We start from the raw sequence: 8,565 nt of genomic DNA, 5'->3' as shown, positions 1-8,565 counted from the left end.
AAACGGGGCAGGTTAGTTAAATAACAGTTAAATAAATCAGTACTGAATCCTTACTTCAATGCAGGAAGTAAGGATTTTTTGTTGAATAAATAAAATTAGAATATAATGGAATTTCTGTGAATAGGAGTGGTTAATATGTCGTTTATGATGGTTAAAAAAGAATTTAAGCTTATTGGATTAAAAGGTAGTGGGGAGTTTGTTAACTATGGTAAAGAAGTACCTTTGCTTGCAAAGCAACTATTAAGTCGCTCAAACGAAATCCTAAATCGAACAGAGACCGAAATTGCATTATTTGAGCCTAAAAAGGATGAGATGCATAGGAGTGGTCATTATTATGTAGGATTAATTGTGGGTGAGAAATTAAATGAAGTACCAACAGGAATGGATTATATTGAAATAAATAAAAGTTACATAACTACAATAGGTAATATTTCTAATTTGGAAGAACTTCATTTGAATTTATTAAATTGGGCAAAAGAACAAGGTTATCAAAGAGATCTCGATTCTTATATTATCGAGACATATCACCCTATGGGGGAAGGAGATGAAGAAGTACAAATCTATCTACCAATTCATGCTTAAAAGTACAAATCAAAAACCTTTCTTCAGCACCCTTAGAAGGTTAGTTGAATAGGATGGTAACTATGTGTTTTTTATAGAAACTATCAATTATAAGGAGGAATTAAAATGTCAGAAACAACAGTGTTAAATAAAACTATTAAAGAACTTGATGAAATAAAGTTAGTAGGATTTCGAGTTTTGTGTTCTGGTGATAAATATTTAGTTGAAATACCTAAAGCATCTTTACGTTTAAGCGAACGTGTTAGTGAAATTAAACAGGTTGTAAATCCATTACATCAATATGGTGCATTTGTTGTTGAAAATGAAGATGCCGATAAAGATGGATATTGGGTTTGTATTGAAGTAAAAGAGTATGAAGATATTCCATCTGGTATGGTAACACTAACAATCCCAACTCAAAGGTATGCTGTTACAAGACATAAAGGGGCTAATTATAAAATAATAAACTCATATGATGAATTACATAAATGGATTAATGATAACAACTATAAAAGACTAAAAAATAAATGGCATTTAGAAAAGTTTTATAGTTGGAATGATACGGAAAATGTAGATGTGGAGTTGTTTGATACCATAAGTAAATAAATAACCTAATTCAACGGGTGACTGTGATGCTGCAACAACGGAGGGTCACTTTTTCTTATTGAAGTATCGAAGCAGTTTAGTGAAGAACAAAGTTGCTTTTGAATGGTGCCAGGAAAATAAAATAGACTTTATTGAATAGAGTAAATATGAGGTGATTACTAAAACAAATGGTAATCACCTTCTTTGTAGTACACTATTTTATAGGAAAGCAGTTCAATTAGGAGATAAATTCAGTTTCAAGATATTGATTAACCATCTTTGTTGAACTATCATGAAAGAACGAATTTTTCATGCATTTTCTATAGTGAAGCCTGCGCCATGGATGGCTAACGGGGCAGGATAGTTGAAGAAGAAAAAACTTTCCTTTTATGTAGAAGTAGAAATAAATTGCGAAGCAAAAAAAGACTACTACTTCGAATGTAATAGTCATTAGAGGAATCTTATATGAGTCTTTTTCAATGTGATATATGTAGGAATCCACTACTTTTCCAAGGTAATGGATTCCCCAAAAAAGGAGTTAGTGGCTGCTATTATGTCTTCGTAATAGCAATAATAGTATATTCGGAAAAAGATTAAGCGACTTGGACAAATATTGATTTTTTCAAAAAAAAATTAATGCACAGTACGAAAAAATTATGAAGTAAAACACGAAGAAAAATATTGGGACTTGATTTGTTAATTTACTTAAAAGTAAATTTATTTTCCCCATAGTCTGTCAATATCAAGAGGAACAATAACTTGCCCATTTATTTTTTTATGAATAATTGGGTTACTAAATGAATCGACATCGTAACTGTGCTTATTAGAAGATCGAGGACGAACATCTATACCTAATAAACTTCGAATGGAATTCCTATTTGGCATTAAAATCAACTCCTTATATAGGTATTGATGTAATTATTTTCTTCTAGAGTATAAAAAATACCTATAAAAAGATGAATAAATTAAAGAAAATTTATCCTTAAATGAAGTAAAAAGCGCCATTAATGAGGGGAAAATAAAAGAAGTCCCCAGACTAAGTATTAAAAAACAAATGTCCAAGGACTTCTTGATTACTATTTTAATAGAATGAACCATACGCTTTCAACAATTTGCAGCAAATAACAACAAAAGTATTATGTCGTAATTCGAACAAAACTTGCACTGTATTAAAGAACAAGATTACCAAACAATTTGTTGCCTATATGCTTTTTTGAAGAAGGTGACCCTCAACCATACAAAGTAAAAAATATTATTTAAAGGAGAGCAAGTTCTTATAGTTGAACTAATTTTATAATGGATTTCACAGAAACCACTATCATATACCCAAATAACGGTATATTCAACTGAATCGTAAACTACTTTGGTTCCAATTTTAATGTTCCATTCCCCCTAAAGTGTATAGTGAGAGTTAAAAATAAAATATCATAAAATTCAGAGTAATCAAGAGGGAAGCCTCGATATGTCGGAGTACTAATAAAAAAGAGGGTCGAATATGAGTCAGGAGATTGCTGCTCCCTTTGTTCCATACTAACCTTCCATAAAAATTATTTTAAAACTATTTCCAATTAAATGTAAAGTTTTTTATTACTACTTTTAACGTAGTTCGATCATATTATGAAGTGAAAACACTTCTTTGTTTAAGGGGCAGTTTAGTTGAAAAAGAAAGAACAGCCTACTACACATAAAACACTGTATAAAGCAGAAGGCTTTTTTATGTACATATTGTTAGAAAAATTAGGGAATATTGTACAATAAAGGATTGTTTGGTTAGATGGAGGTTTATTATGGAGAAAGGCAATCATGTACAGCTTACATCAGCAGAGATAACAGCTCTTTGTACATCCTATATTAATAATACTGCCATTGCTTGTCATTTTAAATATTTTTTAACCATAGTTGAGGATGAAAAGATTAAAGCATTAGTCAAACATGCTTTTGAAATTGCTCAAGGAAATCTTAAAACATTAACTGAGATTTTCAACAAAGAAAAGTATCCAATACCTTATGGATTTAAACTTAATGAAGATGTAAATGAAAATGCTCCTAGGTTGTATTCAGACACATATTTTTTGAATTACCTCCATCAAGCATCACAAATTGCTCTGCAAGGTTTTAACACCTAAAAGGGGGGAGGTTGATGAAGAAGGAAAAAATCAGTGATATCCAGCTTATATATTTGATGATTGGCTATGTATTAGGTACAGCGATTATTCTGGGGTTAGGCGCAGAGGTTAAGCAGGATGCATGGTTATTTCCAGTTGTAGGGTTATTAGGCGGTCTCATCCTAATGGCTATTTTTACTCAATTATCAATCTACTATCAGGGTGACACGTTGGTTCAAATGATTCCGAAGATTATTGGGAAATATCTTTCTTACCCTGTGATTTTCTTGTACATATTGCACTTTACATATTCAGCTGCAAGGGCGTGTAGAGAATTAGGGGATTTGATTGTCTCTACCATATTAACCGAAACCCCAATTATAGTCATAATTGGAAGTTTTATGATCTTAATGATTTATTGTCTAGGGAGCGGAATAGAGGCATTAGGTCGTATGGCGGAAATTGTGTTTCCTATTTATATTTTTTCACTCATAATAATTTGGATTCTTTTGTTAACTGTTGAACAATTTAATATTAATAATCTTACCCCTATTCTTGGAGATGGTGTTCTTTCATTTTCAAAAAAGGCAATTCCAAATTCTATAAACTTCCCGTTTGGTGAAACGATAGTTATTATGATGTTTTTCCCATTTTTGGGTAAGAAGCATAATATAAGGAAGATAGGAATGTACACCATTGTACTAGGTGGAATATTGTTAACAATCAACACTATTATGGTGATATCTGTAGTTGGTCCAGAAATTTATAAAATAGATTATTTTAATTTTCTTGTAGCTGTCCAATTGGTTTCAGTTGCAGATTTTCTCGAACGCTTTGATGCACTTGTTATACTAATGATGGTTTCAGGAGTCTTTTTTAAGGTCGGAGGATTTACACTTGGAGCAATGGTTGGGATTTCTCAGCTATTCAATTTAAAACAATCTCGCTCAGTAATGATTGGTCTTGCAACGATCATTACACCATTATCTCTCATAAGCGCAACAAGCTATGTAGAACATATAGAAATAGGATTCAAGCTTTATGTTCCATATGTACATACTTTATTACAAATCATTTTACCAATCCTTTTCTTATGTATTGCGTTTATCCGCAAAAAAATAGAGTTATAATAGCCGGTTCACAGGTATGGAAGGTGTAAATATGAAGATTCTTAGGAAAAAAAATAAAGAATTTCCTAATATACAAATTGATCATCTAGAAATAGGTCAGGATCAAAATGAGGTTGATGTTTTATCGGAAAGCCTTAAAGAAAATGGTACTAAAATTAAGAAACTTTTTGAAGGAACCGCCGATTTTACTTTCCGGGAATTTGAGATTGATAACCTCTATTATGCGATGATTATTTATCTCGATGGACTTGTGGATTTAGAAAAAATAGAGTTACATGTTATCAATCCCTTGATAAAGAATAACCAAGCAATTGTGCAGCAATCAGAGCTAAAAATAGATTACGTTTTAGAACAGTTAAGTTCAGCTGACGTAAAACAAGGTGAAACAATCCAAGCAGTGATTGATCAAATTTTGATTGGGAGTACGGTACTACTCATTAATGGCATAAATAAAGCAATTTTTATAGGTGAACAATCATGGGAGCAACGATCTGTTAGTGAACCTTTATCAGAAGCGGTTGTCATAGGACCGAGAGAAGGGTTTACCGAAAATATCAGAACGAATGCAAGCATGATTCGAAGACGTTTAAAAACCACAAAACTAAAACTAGAAAGTATGCAAATAGGTCGGCTTTCGAAAACGGAGGTAATCATCACTTATCTTGAAAATACAGCACAACATTCAATCGTTGAAGAAGTTCGTACTAGATTAAGACAAATTGATATCGATGCGATTGAGGATAGTGGGTACATTGTAGAATTTATTGAGGATACTCCTTACTCTGTATTTCCGCAAGTATTGCAAACAGAACGTCCTGATAGAGTTGTTGGCAACCTTCTAGAAGGAAAGGTTGCAGTTATTGTTGATAATAGTCCATTTGCACTTATTGTTCCGGTTACTTTTTTTGGAATGATGAATTCTCCAGAAGATTATTATGGAAGATTTATCATGACCTCTTTTATTCGATTAATCCGATATTTATTCTTATTGATCGCGTTGATGTTTCCCGCTATTTATATTGCCGTGACAACATTTCATCAAGAACTATTGCCAACAAACCTTCTGTTCAGTGTCGCGGCATCAAGGGAAAAGGTGCCGTTTCCCGCAGTTATTGAGGCATTGTTAATGGAAATTACATTTGAAGCATTACGTGAGGCTGGCCTGCGATTACCTAGACCAATTGGATCGACGGTAAGCATTGTGGGTGCCCTGGTCATTGGGCAAGCAGCTGTTGAGGCAGGGATTGTCTCAGCTCCATTAGTAATTGTTGTGTCGACAACAGGAATTGCCTCATTTATGTTTCCAAATTATCCATTGACAGGAGCAATTCGACTCCTTCGTTTTTTTATGATTTTTTTAGCTGGAACGTTAGGATTTTATGGCATCTTCCTTGGAGTCTTTTTTATGTTAGTTCATCTTGTTCAGCTTCGTTCCTTTGGTGTTCCCTATTTGTCGCCGGTTTCTCCGTTTAATTTAAATAATATGAAGGATATATTCATACGAGTTCCCTGGTGGAAAATGGATCAACGTCCAGAACAAACTGGAAAAAGGAATATAAGGCGTTTAGGCGTTCGCTTTCGAAAATACTGATTTGTGAAGGAAAGGACGGAGAAGCATAAATGAAAAAAATGAGAATGCTGCTAATAGTGGTGTTTTCAATTCATTTGCTAACAGGCTGTTGGGACCGCCTAGAGGTGAACGATATTGCCATTATTACTGCAATTGGATTAGACCTAATTAAAGACGATCAGATTCGTTTATCACTCCAAGTGGCCATTCCATCAAAATTAGGACCCACTGAAGGAAGCGGTGGAGGTAGTAGCAATAATAGTACATATATCATTTCAGAGACCGGAAACACCGTATCTGAAGCTTACCGAAACCTACAAATGAAGACTTCAAGACGTATCTTTTTTGCACAAAGTAGGGTTTTATTAATCGGAGAGGATTTAGCAAGAAAGGGTGTTGCAAATATTATTGATTTTCATTCAAGATATCATGAACCTCGTATCAACAGTTTTATTATGTTTACAAAAGGGGAAGCAACTGAAGTACTTAAAGAAATTCCGAAATTAGAAAGTGTTTCTGCAGAGGAAACGAAAGAGCTTGTAAAACTAAGTGTTGGGCTATCTATTTATATGAATGATTTTTTAAACATGCTTCTTACGGATGGAATGGAACCATTTGCGCCAGAGTTTGCACTAACATCACTAGAAGTAAACGAGAAAAATGATTCAGGGAAGGGACAAGTTCTTAATGGAACTGCCGTGTTTAAAGGGGATAAACTAGTGGGATGGATAGATAAAGCTAAAACTCGGGGAATTTTATGGCTTCGCAATGAAATGGAAAAAGGAGTTATTACGATTGAAATCCCTAAGGAAGAAGGGGATGGATATATTAGTATAGATATTACAAAAGCAGAAGTAAAAATTATTCCAAACATGGAACATGATAAAATAGCAATCACAGTTAATGTAATCTCGGATATGACTGTCATGGAAAATGATTCAAAGTTAAAACTAGATGACCCAAAAGTAATCGAAAGCCTACAAAAAGATGTTGAATCTGATATTAAGGAAAGAATACAAATGGTAATAGATATTGCCCAAAAAGATTTCCAGTCAGATATATTTGGATTTGGACAAGCTGTCTATAAAAAATATCCAAAGGAATGGAATTTAAAATATAAACAGAATTGGGAACAGGAATTTTCACAAGTGGAGGTTGCCATTCAGCCAAAGGTTTTCATTAGAAGCATCGGATTAATTAAATAACATCAATATATAGTAAGTAGGAATTTGTAAATGTTAAAAATATTTATCTTGACCCTCATATTTGTTGCACTCTTTTCTTGGGAAGCAAGGCGATTAGTGAAGAAAAAAGAAATAAAAGAATTAGTCGTTTTTTCATTTCTTATCCTAATAGGATTCGCATTAAGTATCGTATTGGTTATCAAATCATTTTTTTAACATGAATCATTGTTCAAGTCTATTTGGAAAGTTCATCCGGAGTGAAAGCAACCTAAATCCATCACCTGAACTACTAAAGACCTAACTATTTTTATTAAGAAGATAAACATGGAGTGATAATAACAAAAACAAAATTTATTAAGAAGAACCTGTTTAAGTACTGTAAAAAGTAATTAAAGTTCCAGATTTGAAACACCCTCCAAACAAGGGTGTTATTTGGTGGTTACTTTGCTTGAATTATTTCAAAATTTGTTCTTTTTATAAGGACAAGTATAGTACTTAGTATCAAGATTCTTGATAACTCCTGCTTAGTAAATTTATTTATCTAGCAACTATGAATCCACCCAAAAAGTTCTTTTGAAAATTACTCTAGTTCCTTTAAGGCTTCCTTAAAGGACTTTTTTATTTGTTATTATTTATATTGATTGTGAAATGTTACACTTAAACTAAAGGGACAGATTAGTTGAACAAGGACTTTTATGTATATTGATCGAACTAGTTAACAGAGATAGAGAAAAACATCCTTATAAATGGAAAGAGGGGGAATGAACATTGCAACGATTTACTTCTTATATTCTTTTATTTTTGCTTGTTTTGGTAGGTTGCTCGAATACGACAGAAACAGTAAAAGAAGAAGAGACTTGGGAAGAAAGTGCGACACTAGTTAGAGAAGTTGTTGTTACTGATGATGGGGAAAAAGGCGACTTTGTATTTCGTATTGGAGATAATGGTAAATTCGGTTTTGGGGAGTACGGACCTTTTATTGCTGGTCAATCACAAAAGTATATGTGGCATTTTTGGGGTGATGAAAAAGTATTAACAAAGGCTTTTAAAGTAATTGGAGTCAGTAAAGAATCTGGAGAAGAAATGACTGTTTTTCAATCCCCGGATAGTGGGAGCCTTTCTCCTAATACTGGGGCAGACCATCATATACCTTCATCTATGATGTTACCAAACACAGGATTATGGAAATTAAAAGTTTATTTTGATGAGCATTTTTTTGGAAATGTAGTAGTTAATGTAAAGGAAAAGTGAAAAATCTTCTTGAACTAAACCAGCTAATAGTTTGTCAATATTTTTCAATAAAAACTTAAATTATCTCATGTTATACTAAATTTACGCATGCCAAATAACCCTCCAATGTACGATGTTTGGAAAGTTTTGGTCCGTTTAGTTATTTTTAAAAATTAGGCTAAATCTTGGAAAGCCGATTT

At 32.9% G+C, this 8,565-nt stretch carries 8 protein-coding genes; 7 read left to right on the top strand and 1 reads right to left on the bottom strand.

What is annotated here, in order from left to right:
- The first annotated feature begins 135 nt into the window (after positions 1–135).
- Together V7147_RS08390 and V7147_RS08385 are read left to right on the top strand one after the other, a co-directional pair.
- Complete coding sequence (locus V7147_RS08390) at positions 136–582, top strand: GyrI-like domain-containing protein (RefSeq protein ID WP_335367399.1); 447 nt, start codon at positions 136–138, stop codon at positions 580–582.
- Between the two features lie 105 nt (positions 583–687).
- Positions 688–1,167: a GyrI-like domain-containing protein gene (locus tag V7147_RS08385; RefSeq protein ID WP_335367398.1), complete on the top strand. Its 480-nt coding sequence runs from the start codon at positions 688–690 to the stop codon at positions 1,165–1,167.
- A gap of 696 nt (positions 1,168–1,863) precedes the next feature.
- Here the strand turns inward: V7147_RS08385 and V7147_RS08380 are convergent.
- On the bottom strand, positions 1,864–2,031 hold the full coding sequence (locus V7147_RS08380; RefSeq protein ID WP_335367397.1) for a hypothetical protein: 168 nt from the start codon (positions 2,029–2,031) through the stop codon (positions 1,864–1,866).
- Between the two features lie 902 nt (positions 2,032–2,933).
- On the opposite strand from V7147_RS08380, the gene V7147_RS08375 reads away from it, so the two are divergent.
- From V7147_RS08375 to V7147_RS08355, 5 genes are all read left to right on the top strand, one after another.
- Entirely contained in the window at positions 2,934–3,272 is a 339-nt protein-coding gene (locus tag V7147_RS08375) for a DUF3231 family protein (RefSeq protein WP_335367396.1), read from the top strand.
- 14 nt (positions 3,273–3,286) lie between these two features.
- A complete protein-coding gene (locus V7147_RS08370; RefSeq protein WP_335367395.1) occupies positions 3,287–4,381 on the top strand; it encodes a GerAB/ArcD/ProY family transporter in 1,095 nt (364 codons plus the stop codon).
- A 31-nt stretch (positions 4,382–4,412) separates the two neighbouring features.
- Positions 4,413–5,972 (top strand): spore germination protein, encoded by a 1,560-nt coding sequence (locus V7147_RS08365; protein WP_335367394.1) that lies wholly within the window; start codon positions 4,413–4,415, stop codon positions 5,970–5,972.
- A 29-nt stretch (positions 5,973–6,001) separates the two neighbouring features.
- Positions 6,002–7,156 carry a Ger(x)C family spore germination protein gene (locus V7147_RS08360; RefSeq protein ID WP_335367393.1) on the top strand — a complete coding sequence of 385 codons (1,155 nt, stop codon included), beginning with the start codon at positions 6,002–6,004 and terminating at the stop codon, positions 7,154–7,156.
- A gap of 747 nt (positions 7,157–7,903) precedes the next feature.
- The gene (locus tag V7147_RS08355) at positions 7,904–8,386 is read left to right on the top strand and encodes a DUF4871 domain-containing protein (protein ID WP_335367392.1); all 483 of its coding nucleotides are present in this window, start codon (positions 7,904–7,906) and stop codon (positions 8,384–8,386) included.
- The last annotated feature ends 179 nt before the right edge of the window (positions 8,387–8,565 follow it).

This window comes from Bacillus sp. JJ1521, assembly GCF_036965165.1.
Taxonomy (GTDB): domain Bacteria; phylum Bacillota; class Bacilli; order Bacillales; family Bacillaceae_L; genus Ferdinandcohnia.
This window is presented reverse-complemented; position numbering and strand designations above follow the sequence as displayed.

Coding starts and splice junctions, on each gene's coding strand:
- V7147_RS08365 (WP_335367394.1), top strand. CDS start 4,413: ATGAAGATTCTTAGGAAAAAAAATAAAGAATTTCCTAATATACAAATT.
- V7147_RS08360 (WP_335367393.1), top strand. CDS start 6,002: ATGAAAAAAATGAGAATGCTGCTAATAGTGGTGTTTTCAATTCATTTG.
- V7147_RS08390 (WP_335367399.1), top strand. CDS start 136: ATGTCGTTTATGATGGTTAAAAAAGAATTTAAGCTTATTGGATTAAAA.
- V7147_RS08385 (WP_335367398.1), top strand. CDS start 688: ATGTCAGAAACAACAGTGTTAAATAAAACTATTAAAGAACTTGATGAA.
- V7147_RS08380 (WP_335367397.1), bottom strand. CDS start 2,031: ATGCCAAATAGGAATTCCATTCGAAGTTTATTAGGTATAGATGTTCGT.
- V7147_RS08375 (WP_335367396.1), top strand. CDS start 2,934: ATGGAGAAAGGCAATCATGTACAGCTTACATCAGCAGAGATAACAGCT.
- V7147_RS08370 (WP_335367395.1), top strand. CDS start 3,287: ATGAAGAAGGAAAAAATCAGTGATATCCAGCTTATATATTTGATGATT.